13 protein-coding genes are annotated in these 19,470 nt (G+C 37.8%); 8 read left to right on the forward strand and 5 right to left on the reverse strand.

Annotated features, from left to right (window positions below; translation table 11 throughout):
• Positions 1-12: 12 nt before the first annotated feature.
• Positions 13-1,101, reverse strand: a complete 1,089-nt coding sequence (locus F0475_RS07070) for an ankyrin repeat domain-containing protein (RefSeq protein WP_155716069.1) — start codon at positions 1,099-1,101, stop codon at positions 13-15.
• A gap of 310 nt (positions 1,102-1,411) precedes the next feature.
• Positions 1,412-2,206 (reverse strand): hypothetical protein, encoded by a 795-nt coding sequence (locus F0475_RS07075; RefSeq protein WP_155716070.1) that lies wholly within the window; start codon positions 2,204-2,206, stop codon positions 1,412-1,414.
• Between the two features lie 362 nt (positions 2,207-2,568).
• Here F0475_RS07075 and F0475_RS07080 point away from each other — a divergent pair, with 362 nt between their 5' ends.
• The 8 genes from F0475_RS07080 (at position 2,569) to F0475_RS07115 (ending at position 17,431) form a co-directional block, all read left to right on the forward strand.
• Complete coding sequence (locus tag F0475_RS07080) at positions 2,569-3,792, forward strand: site-specific integrase (protein WP_155716071.1); 1,224 nt, start codon at positions 2,569-2,571, stop codon at positions 3,790-3,792.
• 363 nt (positions 3,793-4,155) lie between these two features.
• A complete protein-coding gene (locus F0475_RS07085; protein WP_155716072.1) occupies positions 4,156-6,657 on the forward strand; it encodes a phosphoadenosine phosphosulfate reductase domain-containing protein in 2,502 nt (833 codons plus the stop codon).
• 50 nt (positions 6,658-6,707) lie between these two features.
• Positions 6,708-7,103 (forward strand): hypothetical protein, encoded by a 396-nt coding sequence (locus tag F0475_RS07090; protein WP_234422974.1) that lies wholly within the window; start codon positions 6,708-6,710, stop codon positions 7,101-7,103.
• Between the two features lie 7 nt (positions 7,104-7,110).
• Complete coding sequence (locus tag F0475_RS07095; protein WP_155716074.1) at positions 7,111-10,512, forward strand: hypothetical protein; 3,402 nt, start codon at positions 7,111-7,113, stop codon at positions 10,510-10,512.
• Positions 10,505-12,925 (forward strand): BREX-4 system phosphatase PglZ, encoded by a 2,421-nt coding sequence (pglZ, locus tag F0475_RS07100; RefSeq protein ID WP_155716075.1) that lies wholly within the window; start codon positions 10,505-10,507, stop codon positions 12,923-12,925. Before F0475_RS07095 ends, pglZ begins: the two co-directional genes overlap by 8 nt.
• 13 nt (positions 12,926-12,938) lie before the next feature.
• Positions 12,939-14,402: a BREX system Lon protease-like protein BrxL gene (gene brxL / locus F0475_RS07105; protein WP_021584056.1), complete on the forward strand. Its 1,464-nt coding sequence runs from the start codon at positions 12,939-12,941 to the stop codon at positions 14,400-14,402.
• Positions 14,403-14,405: 3 nt separating this feature from the next.
• The gene (locus tag F0475_RS07110; RefSeq protein ID WP_155716076.1) at positions 14,406-15,872 is read left to right on the forward strand and encodes a DNA-directed RNA polymerase subunit alpha C-terminal domain-containing protein; all 1,467 of its coding nucleotides are present in this window, start codon (positions 14,406-14,408) and stop codon (positions 15,870-15,872) included.
• A 62-nt stretch (positions 15,873-15,934) separates the two neighbouring features.
• Entirely contained in the window at positions 15,935-17,431 is a 1,497-nt protein-coding gene (locus F0475_RS07115) for an RNA-binding domain-containing protein (protein WP_155716077.1), read from the forward strand.
• A gap of 58 nt (positions 17,432-17,489) precedes the next feature.
• On the opposite strand, the gene F0475_RS07120 is transcribed toward F0475_RS07115, so the two are convergent.
• The 3 genes from F0475_RS07120 to F0475_RS07130 are packed head-to-tail and all read right to left on the reverse strand — an operon-like array spanning position 17,490 to position 19,410.
• Positions 17,490-18,137 carry a hypothetical protein gene (locus tag F0475_RS07120; protein WP_021584015.1) on the reverse strand — a complete coding sequence of 216 codons (648 nt, stop codon included), beginning with the start codon at positions 18,135-18,137 and terminating at the stop codon, positions 17,490-17,492.
• A 2-nt stretch (positions 18,138-18,139) separates the two neighbouring features.
• A complete protein-coding gene (locus F0475_RS07125) occupies positions 18,140-19,060 on the reverse strand; it encodes a relaxase/mobilization nuclease domain-containing protein (RefSeq protein WP_155716078.1) in 921 nt (306 codons plus the stop codon).
• Positions 19,057-19,410 (reverse strand): plasmid mobilization protein, encoded by a 354-nt coding sequence (locus tag F0475_RS07130; protein ID WP_155716079.1) that lies wholly within the window; start codon positions 19,408-19,410, stop codon positions 19,057-19,059. The genes F0475_RS07125 and F0475_RS07130 overlap by 4 nt, the downstream gene beginning before the upstream one ends.
• Positions 19,411-19,470 lie beyond the last annotated feature (60 nt).

Here is a 19,470-nt window from a genome sequence, read left to right on the forward strand (position 1 = left end):
GGTTACATAACATTAATAATGGTGTTTATGTTCTCGGTCGTATGCTGTAATCACACGCTTAATCTGCTCTATCTGAGCTTTATCGTAAGGGGGAAGATCGGCTTCTTTCAGCTTCTTCTCGACCAGAGATAGCAGTGTTTCTTTATTTTGATAGAACGTTAAATGCGGGTTAGCACCATGTTCCAAAAGACAGACAACGATGGGATAATGCTCGCTTATCATCGCTAGGGCAACAGCTGGAGCATTGTTATAAGTGATATTATCTATCGTGTATTGGCTCTGAAAGTTTACATCTGCACCATAATTCAACAATAGCTTTACCATAGGAACAGTGCTCCATGAAGCAGCCGTACTCAATGGTTCAACGCAGGTCGTGTCGCCTGCATCGGGAGAAGATATCCGTTGACACTCTTTCAACCGAACACGCATTGGCTTCACCATAGCCCCATGGCGCAGTAATTCCTCTGCTATCTTGAGTTGCTCTTCAGTGGGGCTCTCCTTATTACAAAGTCTTATCAACGCGGTTTTTCCTTCACCCCATTCATAGAGGTTAGGGTTGGCACCATGGCGCAATAAGGTTCTTACAATAGCTAAATGACCATCCATGCAAGCAAACATCAACAGACTTTGACCATAGATAGTGTCCTGATAATTCACAAGTGTTGGTTGAGTGGATAAGATACGATTGATCTCCATCGTATCATTAGCCTGCACCGCAGTGGCAAGTTCGGCAACAGGTGTATTGCGGAATATCCTATAATCATACTCATCCAATGTAGAAGGATCAACAGGACGAAGACTTATCCAGGTTATTAATAAGCTGATAATCAATGTGAGAAAGGCGTGAGGAAGAATTGAGATATACGCTTTATGATAACGCCGATACAGAGCGCCACTCAACTTAACAACGCCTATGAGCCACAAAGAATAGGAATTAACGAGGAAGAAGATACCGAGAGCCTCCCATTCACTTGGCGGATTGTCAAATAAGAAGATAGACCCATAGAATACTAACGGAGCCAACAGAACGGGCAAAAGGAATGCCCAAGATAGGACTCTTAGCCATAGAGGAAGGTTTTTGTCAACGATACTTTTTTCCATAAAACGATATGAATTATCTGCGACAAAGATACTATTTTCTGCTGTATATCTATACTATAAACGTTAAGAAAAGGTTGCTGTCAATCCTTAAATATAGCCTATATAGTGAGGGAAGAGCATTTATAATGACAAAGAAAATGATAGTGTGATTGCAAACCTCAAAACGTTTGAATAAGAACTAAGCCTCTCTTTACCTCCACGAAAGGCTTTCTTCCCTATAAGAAAAGCCTCCGCTTCACAGGAACTAAGGCTCTCTTGCTGAAGATATGCACACACCTTATTAATTAGCTAAGCAAAAGGTATTGAGGAACTATATGCCAGTTAGCTTCTTTTCTTCATATTCTTGCTCGCTAATCAGCACTTCTGTTGCTTCTTGTTGCTTGTTATCTTCTTCGTTATCAGAGAGCAATAAGAGGAGATCATAGTCCTCCAAATCACAAACAACACCCTTATCTATACAAAATGAATCGGTGACATCTCCCGCCTCATAACGCAAGTAATAGTTTACACCATTACTCTCTCCATGGATAAATTGCCGGACTTTCGATAGTTCATATTCATCTACCATGTGTTCCATGAAAGCTTGTACTTTAGGAAGATAAGACCTTGCATTACCAGTGGACATTATCAAACTAATGTGTAAATAAAAATACTTTGCATGTGGATTGAAAGTCAGCTTAGAGTCTCTAGACCCCAACTCATGGTGAAGATAATCCTCTAATCGCTCAATGATAGTCGCACACAAATCCCTTGCCGTGGCATCAGGTAATGACAAACAAACACTCCAAACCATCACTGGACTAAATTGCCAAGTATTCATAAAATCAACTAATGAGCAAACATAATGTACCCGATTCCGCAAGAAACTATGGTAGACTAGCTTCTTATCTGTCACCTCCTTATCCAATGATCGCACAATCTTTGTAAACTCCCGCTCGGCATTTGTCAACGACGAGAACAATATAATAAGAGCTATCAACACCATCTGTATCAATTGTCCCCAGTCTTCTACACCCAGCCATGCCATCACTTTCCACAGCAAGAACGCCATTACAATAAGCATTCCTACCAACTTAACCACTCTTAAAAATATCTCTTTCACCATCTCTTAACCCTTTGAACTGAAGGAAACCATAGTTAACACACACCTAATAGACACAAAGGTATATAAAAAAAGCTTGATAATCAAGAGACTATCAAGCTATCTTCTGTACCCAGACCCGGTACAATCTCGTGAAAACAAGAGAAACCAAAAGAATATATTATATTGATAATCAGCTATTTGCAATTTTCTTATATTTGGTGATTTTGCTCTTTTTTGCCTGTTTTTTGTTAGATAGTACACTTTTAGTACACTTTGATATTTCAAACTTTTTAGTATCTTTGCAAAATAAGAAAACATCTGAAAATAAACGAGTTAATAATTTTACTCGGTTCTATACTCATTCAGGTACATAACTATCAATTATGGCAAAATTAGAAAATAAAGCAAAGGAAAACCCGAAATTGGAGCAAAATGTGCTTTCTGATGGTCGGATAAGTCTTTATCTTGAGTATTATCTTGGTAGAGAAGAAACGCCTGTGTTGGATGAAGACGGCAATTCAGTTTTTTATGAAACTGGCAAGATGGCAGGCAAGCCCAAAGTGCACATCAAGCATAACAGGCGAAAAGAGAATTTGCAGTTGTACTTGATAGCTAAGCCCCGTACTCCTGCGGAAAGGCAACAGAACAAGGAAACTCTTGAATTGGCTGCCAAAATTCGTGCGGAGCGTGAACAACAGTTTAAGGAGAGTATGCTTGGTTATCGCCTGAAGAAAGACAGAAATGTCAACTTCTTAGACTATTATCAGGCGTACATAGACAGTTATACGAAGAAAGACCTGCGAATGATAAAGATAGCCTTGAATCGTTTTAAGGATTTTCTGAAAGAGCAATACCCTCTCTATGAGTTTAGTATTAAACCTGACTTGATAACCAAGGACATGATGGAACGGTTTGTTGAGTACCTGCAATCACGAAGTGTGGGTGAAGGGGCAAAGAGTATCTACCAACGTTTCAAGAAGGTTGTACGCTATGCCATAGATCATGAAGTGATGTTGAAAGATCCCTGCAAAGGTGTTGTGTGCAAGGTGGATGAACAGATTTTACGCAAAGATGTGTTGTCAATGGACGAAATCCAATCTTTGATTCAATGTCATTACGACAACGAGAATCCCAATGTGAGGCGTGCCTTTATCCTTTGTTTGTATTGCGGTTTGCGTTTCTGCGATGTGAAAGATCTAACCTATAAGAACATCGACTACACCAACCGTTTACTTAAATTTGAGCAGAATAAAACCAAAGGACATTCGGCGCATAGTGGTGTCGTCATTCCTCTGAACGATGGATTATTGTCATTGATTGGTGAAGTACCTGACGATTTGAATACCACCATATTCAACTTGCCATCGTATGAAAGTTGCTGCAAATCCGTAAAACGTTGGGTGAAGCGTGCAGGTATCAACAAACATATTAGTTGGCATTGTGCTCGCCACAGCTTTGCCGTGAACATCCTGAATAATGGTGCTAACATCAAAACCGTTGCCAGCCTATTGGGACATAGCGGATTGAAGCATACCGAGAAATATACTCGAGCGGTGGATAAGTTGAAGTCGGAGGCAATCAATAGTTTGCCAGAATTGAAAATATAGGCACTTGACTTATATGGTTAGTCATAGTCTTTTATAATTATCATCGGGCACATATAATAAGAAAAATACTGATTTACTGATATTATTGGCTAAACAATGCCGTATTGTGCTTTTTCTTCAAGAAAATTGTGTATTTTTGTATCTTTATTATAAACTATCCATTATGGAGTAAAGTATCAATCGCATAAAAGTAGTCCTTGCAAGGAGAAAGAAAAGAATTAATAATTAGTTAGTAGAACAATTGTGGCGTGTACTAACTATAGTCTCTATATGGTATGCAAATGTTTAACAATAACGATTATAGGGTCTTATCTCAAAATAGCAAAACTACTAAATGTCGAACTGAAAGAATGAAAGAAAATAATGTATAAAATAACTTGGGATAAAGAAACTGGAGGTGTATTACTCCATTCACGTATTGTGGATGGAACACTTGGCATATCTCCACGCCCTGTATTCTGGGAAGAACTTGATTTGCTTAAGCTCAACGAATTAGGATGGAAATATCCTCATACAGAAGAACCTCTGTTGTGGGCTATAAACAAGCAATATTGGTATCAAGGTGAATTAATGTTTGAGGCTAAAGGTGCAAATGTTTACGATGCAGCTACAATTATCTTCCAGCCTGGAAAGGATAATGTTGAGTTGAATCCCATTGATGTAAAAAAGATGTTGAAGCGCAACGCTGAATTTATGTTTTTGCTGGAGAGTGAGGCTATAGAGTTTATTCGCGAAACATTCATTCAGTATGCAGGTGCACGGAAAAGTGTAGCCAAAGTTGCTGCTAATCAGCTTGACTATGAAACTCTCGCAAAACGTATGGAAGCCAAAATTAAAAAAAAGATGGCCATTGTGCGTGAAGATTGTGATAGTTTCGAGATTATGCCACTTGATACTGCAGAGAAACAAGGTAAAAAAGTATTCCATACTACGAAGATTGATAAGTTTCTTGCTTCTTTCTCTGGAGGTAAAGATTCTCAAGTTGTGTTAGACCTTTGCACACGTGCAATACCAAGCACAGAATTCGAAGTTATTTATTCAGATACAGGATATGAATTGCCACCATCGTTAGATTTGTATCAGCAGGTGCAAGACCATTACCATAAACTCTTCCCAGACTTAAAGTTCTCGCTAACTCGTAACCATGAAAGTGTGCTGAACTATTGGGATAAGATTGGAACACCAAGCGATAAGCATCGCTGGTGTTGCTCAATTATGAAAACAGCACCATTGTATCGTTCCCTTAAAATAGAGGGGACAAATAAGCAAGCTAAAGCCCTCGCTTTTGAAGGAGTAAGAGCTGAAGAGAGTGTTATGAGAAGTAACTATGAGCGTATTGGGAAAGGGGTTAAGCATGACACCGTAATCAATGCTCGTCCGATCTTAAATTGGAATACTACAGAGATCTTTCTTTACCTTTTTGCTCACGATTTACCCCTTAATGAGGCTTATCGGTTTGGGAAACCAAGGGTGGGATGTTTAATCTGTCCATTCTCTTCTCCATGGGATGATATGATAGTGAATAAACGATATAAACAAGATTTAAAACCTTTCTTATCACGCTTGGTAAACATATCAAAGCAACGTCATATCCCAAATTTGGAAGAATACATCAAAGAACATAAATGGAAGTTGCGAGCAAGTGGGAATGATATTGGTTCAAAAACAAAAGTCCTCTTTCCAAAACAGTTTCCTACATTTGTAGCAAATGTTTCCAATGCTCAGAAAACCATAGAACATTGGCTTCCTGTTTTGTGTGAATATAATATAATGGGAGAGGGGAATAAAAAGTTTGGAGAATTACGCTTTGATAAGACTGTCTATCGTTTTGACATTACGTATAACACAGAACATGACTATACATTCATCTTACATGAGGTGCAAAATCCTAAATTGGTGCAACTTATTAAAAGAATTATTTATAAAAGTGCCTTCTGCATAAACTGCGAAGGGTGTGAAGTAGAATGCCCTACTGGAGCACTTTCTGTTTACCCTGAGATTAAAATTGATAAATCGAAATGTATTCATTGTCATAAATGTCTGTTATTTCATGATCAAGGATGCATTGTTGCAAATTCTTTAATTATGACAACTTCAACAAATACAAAAGGTGGAGGTATCTCGAAAATAGGTACTTTCGGAATCCATAGTGAGTGGCTACAAGAATTTCTTTCTGACCCAGATGGTTTTTGGACAAGCAATTCTTTGGGAAACAAACAAGAACAGAGTTTTAAAGCATGGCTGATAGATGCTGAAATGATTGACCAAAAGAAAAATCTCACACCATTTGGTGATTTTTGTACAAAGCATCGCGAAAATGAGCTTGACTTAATTTGGGAACTCATTTGGATAAATTTTGCATATAGTTCTGTTCTTACAAATTGGTTTATCAACACTATAAATCCAGATCAACAATTCACGAAAGCACTACTTGATGAGTTAGCTTTGAATGAATTTGATGGTACGAAGAATACTATAACTTATGCCATAGGGGGCTTCATGCAAATATTTAAATATTCTCCAATTGGTGATTTTCTTAGTCAAGGACAATCGCATGATGGTAAGAATTATTTTCGTGGACGACATGAAGGACTTTCAGAAGTGGCACTTGCTTATTCTATATATAAGTATGCTACTTCCAAAGGTATTAGATCTTTACGTATCTCAGACTTCTATGTTGAAGACTGTCAAACAGGACCTGTGAAAGAATTTGCAATATCCAAGCTTACGTTTACAAAATTGCTTCGTCAATTAAATTCTGCTTCAAATCGAGTACTTATAGCAGAATTAAATATGGGTCTTGATAGCATTACACTAAGAGAAGATTTAAGCTCAATGGATATACTCAAACAACTGGTTTTGTAGATATGGTCTCTCACTTAAAAACTGAATATTACAAAAAATTGCTCCGTTCTATGATAGTCTATAGGCGTAAAGGTAAGACTAATCTTGCCAAACCTATCTTCATGCTATCTATCTTATACGGAATAAAAGATAGGAGTATAATTGGTAATCGTTTTAGATTGACAGAACCCCTGGTTAATACTTATAAAGCTTTCTTCAAGAAATATAGCCAACAGCCTATGACATCACCTATTTATCCTTACTGCTATTTGAAAGGAGAAGAATTCTATTATCTTATAGGTAGCCATTACCCTAAGATCCCCTCAGCGAAATTCCTTCGTGAGAATGTAGAGTATGCAAGTTTAGATGATGATTTGTGGCAGCTTTTACAAGACGAAGGCGCAAGAAACGAGATAAAGGAAGCCATCATTAGTTACTTTATAGAACCAATCAAAGAATTAAAATAATATACGTATGCCATATAGTAAAATAGTGACGCTTAGACAAATGCGTCCCGCTTATAATATTAAGGAGGAGAGCAATGGAGAATGGAAATTTTTCATTGCTAACGATCAGTTTAACGAAGTTTTGCAAAAAGTAATCAGTGCCGTACGCAACAACGATGCAGATAACCATAAGTCAATCTGGATTGCTGGAACATACGGTACAGGAAAGAGCCATGCCGGTGCTGTCATTCAACATCTGTTGTGTGACCCCATAGAAGATATTCGTGAATATGTGGAGGATGAATATAAGAAAGAAAAGTATGATATTTTGCGCAACAGCCTACTACAACTACGAGAGAAGAAGCGTCTTTTTCCCGTAAATATGTATGGCTATCAGAACATTGCTCATGAGGAGGACCTATCACTCCAAATGCAACGTGAAATAAAACGTGCACTTTCAGCAGCAAAGATTGATATCACAGTACAGACAGACTTTGATATGTATGTTCAACATGTTGAGAATCAACCACAATTTTGGGAAAATCTTATTGAACAGAGTGCTCAGCTTGCAAGTGTAGCCCCTGATACTAATAAACTGAAGCAACGCCTGAGAGCCGCTGATACAGATGTGCTTGAAAGTGTACGCCAAGCTTTGCGTATAGGAGGTTATGATATTCGTTTACAGAGCAATAATCTTAAGCAATGGATATTTGAGGTGCAAAATGCCCTTCGAGAGAAAACTGATTACAATGGTTTATTGATTATTTGGGATGAATTTACTGAAGTAATGACTTCAAGTATAGGAACCCGTTTGTTAGTACAACTTCAGGAACTTGCAGAAGCTATGATGAATGCAGAGAATGACTCTTACTTCTTGTTTATATCTCATCCTTCTGCACTAAATACGCTTAAAGAAGAAGAACGCGAAAAAACCAAAGGACGCTATCACTATATAATCTACAATATGGAACCAGTTTCGGCATTCAAAATTATGTCGAAAAAGTTTGAGATTGTAAATTATACTTTGTACATGATGCGTCAGGATCGTTTCTTTAACATCCATCCAGAATTATTGGAGATGTTCAGCACCACCAGTACAGATACAGAACAGACGATAGAAAATATAAAAAATTTATTCCCACTACATCCAGCAACAGCAAATCTTGCAACTTATTATGCTCGTGAAGCAGGATCCAGCAGTAGAAGTGTATTTGAATTTCTGGCTAGTGATGCCGTGCACGAGTTCCTTGATGATGATGAAGCCTATAAGGCAGAGCAAACTATTACAGCTGATTATCTATGGGACTATGTACAAGAATTCTTTGAAAGTGATAGTACTAAATTTGGTGCCGTTACTGAAAGATATAATAGTCACCACTTAGCTGTAGAAAGTCAAGGTGATTGTTATTTGAAGGTTTTCAAAGGTATCCTATTACTTAATGCTCTTAACAATATAGCCAACAACGATACTGTTACACCTAGTGAAGAGAATATCTATAATCTTTTCTCTGGAACTAAGGAACAAGACGATCTGCCCACCATTCTTGATTTTTTTAATGATAAAAGCATTATTCAGCGCCAGCCAAACGGCAATTTTTCCATTCTATTCACAGCCCTGCCAGGAGATGAAATACAAAAGATAAAACAAGAATTAAAAACTTCGAGTTTCTTGTTTACTGATCAAGTAATTAAGTTCGGTAGTACAGCCTCCAATATTTTTACAAGAAATTTATCACAAGTGGCACGCCCATATGCATTTCATTTTTTTGGCATACAGGGTAATGAGTATACCCTAATGAATCAAATCGCAAATGCAAAGAAACAGACGCAGCCCTATGAAGTTTTTCTCGCTATTATGGTAGCTCGCAACAATCAAGAACTTTTGCTTTTGAAAGAGATAGCAGAGAAAAATTGCAAGGACGAGCGCTTCACTACCATTTCTTTTGTCGTTATTGAGGCAATTATGGGTGATAAAGAATATGAACGTTTTATTGAGTACCAGGCAAATGCACAATGCGCACAAAGTCATGGCTTACCGCAACAGTATCAGACCTACACTAAGCAGGCCGCTGAAATGATACAGCAATGGGTTAATAAAATGCGTGGCAACAATGTGACGTTCTATCTCAATGGTGACAGCATGACCATTGTTGGTAGTAAAATGACTAGCACTATCAATGGTAGTATTGCGCCGAGTATTTTCACAAGTGGTCCTGAATCATTAGAAACCATACGAACAAAATTTAGTGCAACTTATTGGAAAAAAGCATCTGTGAAAGCCACGGTTGATGCCGTGTTAAGTTATAATACGAAGCAAGATATTATAGATAAGTGTGGAGGCCCCGCTCGTCATGTGGAGTTCTTATTGCAAGACAGTGTAGACGATAACTTACAATGGAAGGATACCATCTCGCCCAATCATCCACTGAAGAAAGTCTGTGACTATGTGGATGAATGGCTCAGTGGTCGCCATACTAGCAAGAATCAAAGCTTTAACCTTGGTGATAAGCTCATAGGTTTGACAGAAGCACCTTTTGGACTCTTCCAAAGTTATGCACCAATGGCAATGGTAGCCTTCGCCATGCGCAAGTATGTCAATATAATCTTTGATACTAACGGAAAACAGCGTACTGCTCAGCATCTTGTAGAAGATGTTGTCGAATTATTCAAAGCATGGGAAAATGGTAAGACAAACAACAAACTGAATTTCATATTCGAGAGTAAGGAAGCTGGTCGAGTTTGCAAAAGCCTTATTAGAATGTTCAATTTGAATAAATTGAAGGGCTATTCTGATATCAGTAGTCTGAAAGATGCTCGTTGGGCAGTACTTCATGTGTATTGTAAGGAAAAAGGCTATCCACTTTGGTCATTAAAAAATATCGAAGATTGTACTCCTGAAATAAGGGATTTCATAGACAATCTTATGCGTGTAGTGAGTGATCCCGAAAGCATGAAAAATCCAAGTTTGCTGGAAAATACAATCAACGGATACGATACTTTAAAAACAGACTTTGGTAATTTACTCATACCATCTGCAAACAACTTCCATAAAGGCTTTGTCACATATATGCAGAGTATTGACAATGTAAATGTAATGGACGAGGAAGTGGAAGAAGCACTAAAATATCTCCACGAGCATTTGGAAAGTGAAGTTGGACTATGGACAGAGGAAGAAGTGAAAGACAAATTGAAAGATTGGCGTATATCTAAAGTTACACCTATAGTTCAGCCCGCATCAACTTCTAATCCTTCTACTATTATAGATGACTCTTCTGTAGATACACCTGCGGTTGATTCTGAAGAGTTAAAAAAGAAGCGTAATAAAGCTATCAATCGTATAAACAATAGTGAAGATCTGCGTCAAGCTATTGAAAATATGATTACCGAAGAAGATAGTTTCGTTATAGATATATTGTTGAAATATGTATAAGAAACCGTTCAGAGAAATGGATGCCCTCAAGACATATATTGAGGAGGATAAACAGGCGAAAGGTATTGATGCTTTTACGCTTGATAGATATCCAATACGATTTGTACTGTTTGATAATTTTCGAGACTGTTATGACTTTGTGGATTTCCTACAAACAGAACAAGGCATACATGTTGAAAGTGTTGATCATTGGATAGATTCCAATTATCCAGACTTACTCATTACACATGTGGAACTTGCCTCTCGTATAGCTGAACATATAAAGAGAAAAAGTCCTAATGACTGTGTGATTGCCCCTTTCTCTGAGTTAGCACGATTTTATGACAATGAAGATAAAAAGTCTTTTGATGCTTTGATAAAAACTATTAAAGCAATTGAGGCGACACCAAAAGCCCAGGAAAAACACCAACGTGTTTATATTCCGCTTGTCGGTCTTGAAGGTAAAATGGATATCTTCAAGAATGACAGCCAAATCAATATTTGGAGATTGATATCAGAGACTAAAGACCTAACATATAAGCTCATTCTTACAAAAGACACAGACTTCGGTGTAAGTGGTCTGAATGCTAATTATACCATTGTAAACAATATCCGGGAATGGTTGAATATATGGAAAGATAGTAAGAAACAAATATCTCCACAAATAATTTGCAAATCAAAGGCTATATTTGCTAATGCTCGGTTTGCACAACCAGACAATGCCTTCTCTTATCAGGCTTGCAGTAATGCATATCAATTTTTGACTGTAGGTTTAAATCTTGAATTTGGTGCTATTGAGCCATTAGAAAGTGATGGGGATAATTGGAATAAATTAGCAGAGAGTATTGATGTTAGTAATGGCTTCAATTTTGATAAATATGTTAAACAATACTTTAGTATAAATAACATAGAAACATATAAGGAGTTTATTCGTCTATGGTTTGACAATCCTTATGTATTCAACCGTTGGCTTTTAACACGTTTCTATATTAGTAAAGCAAATGGTGAAGGTTATTTATGCAGATGCCTTAATGCCACCTCTTCTTATGGTACAAATGAGCTGATAGAGAAAATAGCAGGGGATATAACGGAAATTGATGCAGAAATGGAAGTACGAAAATACTGCCTTACCTATGCTGCCCAAAAGAATATTCAATTGTCGGATGCTGCAGAAAATATGATGGTAAAATCTTTACAAACTTTACCTGCAAAGATGGGGTATTCTGGCACTTTAAGATATTTTACGGGAATCACACAAAAAGAAAAAGAATTAGCAGTAAGTTGGTTGGCACAAGGCTTTATTGTGCCTAAGGACATTGCAACATTCTTCCCAGATCTTTATACCTATATGAATGAAGGTATTGGGGTTGCAACTGGAGTACCAGACTGGGTGAATCCATACATTGAGCAATATAAAAAAGCTAAGATTACTAATCGATACACAACAGAAATCGAACAACTTATAAATAAACTTAATGGCTCAGAGTCTTCATTTGATGTGTGGTACAATTCTTTCTGTTCTACTTATACCTTACTACAAAACCGTGGAGACATTGAAGTTTTTTATTGGATTGATGGATTGGGGATCGACTGGATTCCTCTAATTAAAAGCATTATTGCAGAGAGAAAAGACCAGCAGATTTTCCTCAACGAAATAAGAATAGCCCGTTCCCTTCTTCCTACTAGGACTGAAATAAATAAGAAAGATTTACAGCGCCTTCTTCCTCAGGGAGTTCAATTGGAGAAATCCGGAGATCTTGACACCTTGGCTCATCGCCCTGATAATATAAGTCCATTTACAATTATCAAAGAGATAGATGTTATACGAAGAAGCATTGAAGAAATTTTGCAGAAATATATAGGTAAGAAGATTGCGATTATTTCTGATCATGGTCTGACCTATTTATCGCAATTGCTTAAGGGTAAAAATATGCCTAGTGTTGAAAGCGATCATCACGGACGTATTGCCATTCGTGAGAAGGCGGATTCTACTATGGATAGTAGCTATTTCCGTTTAGAGGATAATAAAACTTTATGTGCGTTAAAGCATGAATCGCTTTGTGCCAAAGTTCCATCTGGACAAGGTGCCCATGGTGGCTGTACGCCTGAAGAGGTATTAGTACCCATTTTTATCATTTCAAGTACTCCTGTGGCAACTAACTGGTCATTCAATCTACTCACTTGTGAAATAAGTGGATCAAATCCACGCATACAATTTGAAATTAAGAATATGCCATCAGCTGAAGTTCCTTACGTACTTTATAATGGAGTAAAATATAATGTTCATCATCTGAGTGGTGATACATATGAAACAGATGATATAATCTTAAATGCCAATATCTTAGATTTCATGCTTCAACTTGGAGGAATTGTTCGCCCAATGAAGATTAAGGTAAAAACAGGCATTCAAGAAGAAGACCCGTTTGACTTTTGATAAATGAATATTTATGAAAGAAGAAATATGCAATAAGATAAGACTGCATTTCTCGGCAATGTCTATTTACAAAGACCCTGCATCAACAGGTAGTCTTTTTGCAGGACGAAACCTTCCTGCGTTTGTTAAGGACTTCCTGCTGAAGCGCTATCTGAACATTCAAACTGGAGAGGTCGATAAGATGGCACTCACTCAATTTTTAGATAAAGTTATTCCAGCAAAACAAGGTAGTGTTAAAGACAGATTGCAAAGTGGAGAAGAAGTTACGCTTTTGGCTCGCTTTGTGGTATACATTGACATTGTAAAGAATGAGCGTCAATTTGCCATTCCTGATTATGGCATTAAGCAACGTGAGGGGTTAATCCCAGAATATGTCTATTCTCGTAACTCTGGAGAATTTGTTGAAGGTGAGAAATGGGGGATTATCAAACTTTGTCTACTGCCTGACGCCGATGGCAAGAAAAACCATATCCAAATGGTAGATTATAAGCCATTCAAGCCTTATAGTTCTGTGGACATCTCCTATCTAGCAGAGGCGCGCCACTATTTCACTACCTTAGAATGGATTGACGTATTGTTGTCTGCTATGGAGTATGACCCTGATGGATTTACATCACTAACCCAAAAAATAGAATTCCTTACCCGATTACTCATTTTTATAGAGCCACGTTTAAACGTGATAGAATTGGCTCCTAAAGGAACTGGGAAAAGCTATGTATTTGGCAATCTTTCTAAGTATGGCTGGTTGGTAAGTGGTGGTAAGGTAACACGTGCTAAGTTATTTTTTGATAAAACAAAACAGCAGAATGGTATTATTAAAAACCATGACTTTACAGTATTTGATGAGATACAGACAATTGTTTTCCAAGAGCCTGCAGAGATTCAGGCTGCTCTAAAATCATACTTGGAAAGTGGAAAGACAACCATTGATAATAATGAATTTTCTTCAGAGTGTGGCTTGATGCTTATGGGTAACATTCCTTTATCTGCTCAACACATGCCTGTATCATCTTTTTATTTCACCAACCTGCCAGAGAACTTCCGTGAGTCGGCTTTGCTCGACCGCTTTCATTGCTTTATTGAAGGGTGGATTCTTCCACGAGTGGACAAAAGTATGATTTTCAAAGGATGGACTATCAATGTGGAATACTTTTCTGAAATTCTTCATACAATGCGTACACAAAATACCTATGGATTATTGTTCGATCAACTCGTCCGATTTGAAGAAAAAGCCGATGTACGAGATAGTAATGCTGTGAAGCGTATTGCTACAGCTTATATGAAACTGCTATTCCCGCACTGGCAGCGTACCGAAGATGTAAATGAGGAAGAATTTAAGATATATTGTCTTGACCCAGCGATACATCGTCGTGGTATCGTAAAGGAACAATGTTATAACATCGATCCTGAGTTTAAGAGTCGAATGCCACACGTTGAAGTTGTACAAAAAGGTTTCACCGACAACAAGCTTTTTTAATCGATGGTTGTCTATTATATAAATAAGGTAAGCGATAATCTGAGAACATATACCTTTCCTTTTAAGGAAGGTGATATTTGTATGCTCCATGAAGGAGATATTATAAAAACAGTTTATATCGATAGCGAGGTGGAAGATAATTCTATCTTTCGAGACTTCCGTTATGTTGACACAAAATCTTTTAGGAGTTATCACTTTCCAAATACAGACACCATTCTTTGTGCCCCATATGGGAGAAGTAAGGCAAAAGGTGATAAAGCTCTTGTTTCGCTCCTGCTGACAGATTGTAATGGAGAATGGCTTACTGACTTCCTAAACGACACGCTGGCTATTCTGGAGGGTACACGTGACTACTGGGACCTAACAGTTCTTTGTAGATTAACGAGAGAAGTAGATATAGACATCGTTTTTGAAACTCCTATAGAAAAGTCATTTATAAACAGGATGCCGAAGCTGGTATACCTACCTGAAACCGATAATTTTAGAATTTACTCCAAAGAACTTAACTTGTCTGTTGGAGACTATTGTTTTTGTCATATAGCCAATGGCATTGTATTGATTCAAATAGATAAGGAATGCAATATAATAGACAATGTATCAGATTTCAGATTGATAGAAAGTGTCAAAGAACCAGAAATCATGTTGCCATTGGGTACAACAATCCTCTACGATAACACAAGTGTCAGAGAAGACAAGTTTTTGTCTCGTTTTGATAGTATAGTTCAGCAACCTGTATCCAAATCCATTTTATTTTGTGCTCTTAATGATTTACCTTTGTCTGAAGACGAAGATGTTAAGGATTATTTAGATGGAAAAGATGAAAGCGACATTTTTTCTGAAAACAAGTATTTGTCTTCTCTTTTCCTTGAGATTATAGGAATCTTCGAAAAAAAAATAGAGCAAAGAAACTATTCTATCTTACAAGATCTTGTTAACGGGGTTCCTAGAAGTGAAGTTGCCAAGAAGAATAATCTTACACAAGAAAGGATACGACAACTATATAAGAAAATACTGGAAGAAATTAAGTTTATTCTTATAAATGAAGTTCATAAGAATGAGCAATTACGTAAGGACAATGCGCAACTACATGCACAGGCTCAACTCTATATAGAGGAAATACAGCGATTAAGAAGCGTAGTAAAGGATGAAAGTTTGAGAGAGACTAAAAATCAAGTTGTAGATATCAACTCCCATGTTGCGGAATTACTTAATACTCCTGTCCAAAATCTAAATCTTTCAGTAAGAGCTATCAATGTACTGAATGTTATAGGTATCTCCACTTTTGGTGAAATACCCAAGATTGATGCAGCAGTTACCCTACTTAAGGTGAGAAACAGTGGAAGGAAAACAGTATATGATATAGAAGTTTTCATTGGCAAGTTTGGCCTTCAATTAGGAATGGCTTACAGTGAAATAGTCAATACATTGACGAATGTTGACTTAAGCAAGATCTCCCATTTTCTCAAATAAGGATTATGCTTTAATAGTTGTATGATATTCGTTGTCCATCATAATAGCAAAAATAAAAATATATGACGATACAAGAAATACGGACTCATAAAGAAGACCAGACTTTTGATTGCAAAAGCATTCAAATTGATCCGAAAGCATTAGCTATTACCATTGTGGCGTTTGCTAATGCTGACGGTGGTGATATCTCTATCGGTGTGTCTGACAAGACAAGGAAGATAGAAGGAGTTGACCAGCATACGGAAAAGTTGAACGAGTTGCTTCGTGTGCCCTTAGACTTCTGTAATCCTTCTGTGTCTATTACCAGCGACTTGTTACCATGCACGGATAAAGATGGAAACGAAAATCATATTTTATTGATGCATATTCCTGCAAGTTCAGAACTACATACTAATCAGGCAGATGAAGCCTTTATGCGTGTTGGCGACAAAAGCAGGAAGCTGTCTTTTGAAGAGCGCATACAGTTGATGTACGATAAGGGAGAACGCTACTATGAAGATACGGCAGTGTATGGTGCTACGGTTGATGACATTGATATGGCTGCTGTAGAAAGATATACAGAATTGATTGGTTATACCAAGTCTGCCAATCAATATCTACATGAGAATAATGGCTTCATAACTACCAATGTTAAGGGAGAGGAGCAAGTTAGTGTAGCTTGTATCCTGTTGTTTGGTAAATATCCTCAAAAGTTCTTTCCTCGTGGGCGTACTCGCTTTATCCGTTATAAAGGTACAGAAGAGAGAGTGGGCGCAGAAATGAACGTGATTAAGGACGTAACCTTTGAAGGAACTATACTTGATCAAGTGAAAGCAACGATAGCTTATCTTGAAACCCAAGTAGAGGAGCATACGTTCCTTGGGCAACATGGACAATTCGTAACCCATAGAGATTACCCAAAGTTTGTGATACAAGAAATGGTAGTTAATGCTTGTTGCCACCGTGCCTATAATATAAAGGGTACGGAAATCCAAATTAAGATGTTTGACAATCGACTTGTATTCGAGTCGCCCGGTAGGTTACCCGGAATGGTCAAGCCCTCTAACATCCGTCATACGCATTTCTCTCGCAATCCGAAAATTGCTCAATTCCTTAAAGCATACGACTTCGTGAAGGAATTTGGTGAAGGTGTAGACCGTGTATGTAGAGAGTTGGAAGCAAACGGAACACCACATTTATCTTTCCATCTTAATGATTTTATTTTGAAAATCACAGTGCCGAAGGTTGTATCTCAGACAGAAAGCCAAACAAATGCAACTGCAAATTCTTCAAAAAGAGCTGTAAATGCAACTGTAAATGCCCAAAATGCAACTGCAAATAGTGAGAACCTTATTAAAAGGCTAATTGAAAAAGCAACTGTAAGAGGAGAAAAACTTACAGCCAATCGTATTTCCATTTTGCGATTAATGGCTGAAAATCCTTATATTACAAAGGAAGAAATGGCTGCTATCACAAGTCTGAATGCAAGCACGATTATGCGTAACATAGAATTTATGCGTGATAAATATCTCCGCAGAGTTGGCTCGGATAAAAATGGATTTTGGGAAATCATTGACTAAGATGCTACATAACGAGCCCAACCAAGAACTTTATTTGATTGGGCTTGTTTCGTATAGGTTATTTCAATTTCTTCTGCATCAAGCTATCAGCCTTTTGTTTTAGTTGTTGATCATATCCATCCGCTTTCTCCTTAATAAGCTTGATAATTTTTTCATCACGATGAATGTCAAACACATCATTGAGCCACAAGATTTCCTTTGAACCACAACCTCTCCATACTCTGATGATACGGAATTTCAAGGCATCATCTTTGTATTGCTGTTTGCTTTGCCACAAGAAGTAATTGCCGACCAAAGAAACAAAACAAAGGACAGATACTGCTACCATATAAGTAAAGACTTTCGAGGATTTGATGTCAAAGCTATGCCTGTGAAGTAGTTCCTGCGGTATTGGATGCTCTTTCTTCTCCTGCCATTCGTGTAACATGGTCAAGACACTTGCCACCAATTTGTCCATAAACTTAGCCTCCTCATCCTTGATGCGTACTTGTACTCCAATATACTTGTTAATCACTTCTTTAGTTCGCTGTTCATACTGATTGAGCAAATCCTGTTCCTGCTGTTTGTCACCTTGTGCTGGTGTAGATGGAGTAGTGAGAGAAATAGAACTTCTTCCCTTTTCTTTCAGCTCCTTTAGTTCCCTGTAAATTGTCTCCAGCTTGTTTTTGATTTCCTCAAAGAGAACAAATGTATTATTGTCAGCCATAATTATAAATGTATTTTACGTTTTTTCTTTTTCTTCTTTTTATCAAGTGTATTATAAACCTCCGCAGGGACTGTGCCATGACTCTGGAACAATCCCAATCCTCCTTCAATGAGTTCGTTGGCTATTTCGCTCGTAACACTTGCAACATTGGATATGAGGTTTAGTGTTCCTTGCATCTGCTGACCGTGTTCCCTATCATTCTGTTGCAGGGCAAAGTCAATCTTGGAATAACTGAAACTCCTGTCCACCTTAGAGCCATTGAAGTGATAACCGTTCTTTTCAAAGATAATACCCTGTATCTCCTGTGTATTGCCTTTATACTTAAAGTAGACATCAATATCCTTCTTTTTCAAATGAGCAAGAAGATCTTTCCAATCTCTACTCCGAGCTATTTCTGCTTTCAATGCCTGATAGATTTCATACTTGGTCTTGTCAGGCTCTTTTAAGCGGTGTTCCTTGACTTTCTCCTTGCCATCGGCAAAGTATAAACCGTATTTGGCGGTCAATTCCTTGCAAATCTTTTCACTTCTGAATCGGTCGTTACGGTCAGAGATGGTCTTGCCGTTGTTATCTATCCGGTTGAAAGCAATATGAATGTGCGGATGTTCCTTGTCGAAGTGGCGACCGATGATATATTGCGTGTCTTTTATCCCCATCTTCTCCATATATTCACGAGCAACCTTTACCATCCATTCATTGTTGAGTTTGGGAGAGTCCTGTACTGAGAAACTCAGGGAGATATGCCCGACAACCTTACCCACTCGTGGATTCAATTTCGTCTGGTCGATAAAACTTCGGATGATATGGCTGGTACTGTCTGTTCTCACTCCAGAACTATCTATAAGTTCCGTTCCTTTCTTCGGGTCAAGGATGTAATTGATGACACCCTTGAAACCCGAACCTTTTATTATCTTGGCTATCATTTTCGTATCAGATTTAGGAACTCGTCAATCTTGCCAATAATGGTTTTATGGAAAGGAGCAACGGCATGAAAACTCTCTGCATTGGCGCGATGTGCCAACTGATTGAGATTATTTGCCATTCCACACAGCTTGCGGATGAAGTCTGCTTGCTCTACGGTCAGTCGTTCAATGACATTTCCTTTATCAAGAACTTTTCTTACAAACTCACTCATGGTTACTCCTGCGCTTTTGGCTTTGCCTTTAAGCGTATAATAATCCTGCGTATTCAGTTTCACCGTGATACGGTATTTTTTCTTTTCGGCTGCGCCCTTAGTTGGACGACCACCTTTTTTATATTCTGTTTTTATCATACTTGTTTCTTTAATTTGATTTGATGGAGACCAACGGGATAATCCTCTGCAACGACTGTC

The sequence above is a fragment of the Prevotella vespertina genome (assembly GCF_009728485.1).
GTDB classification, from domain to species: domain Bacteria; phylum Bacteroidota; class Bacteroidia; order Bacteroidales; family Bacteroidaceae; genus Prevotella; species Prevotella vespertina.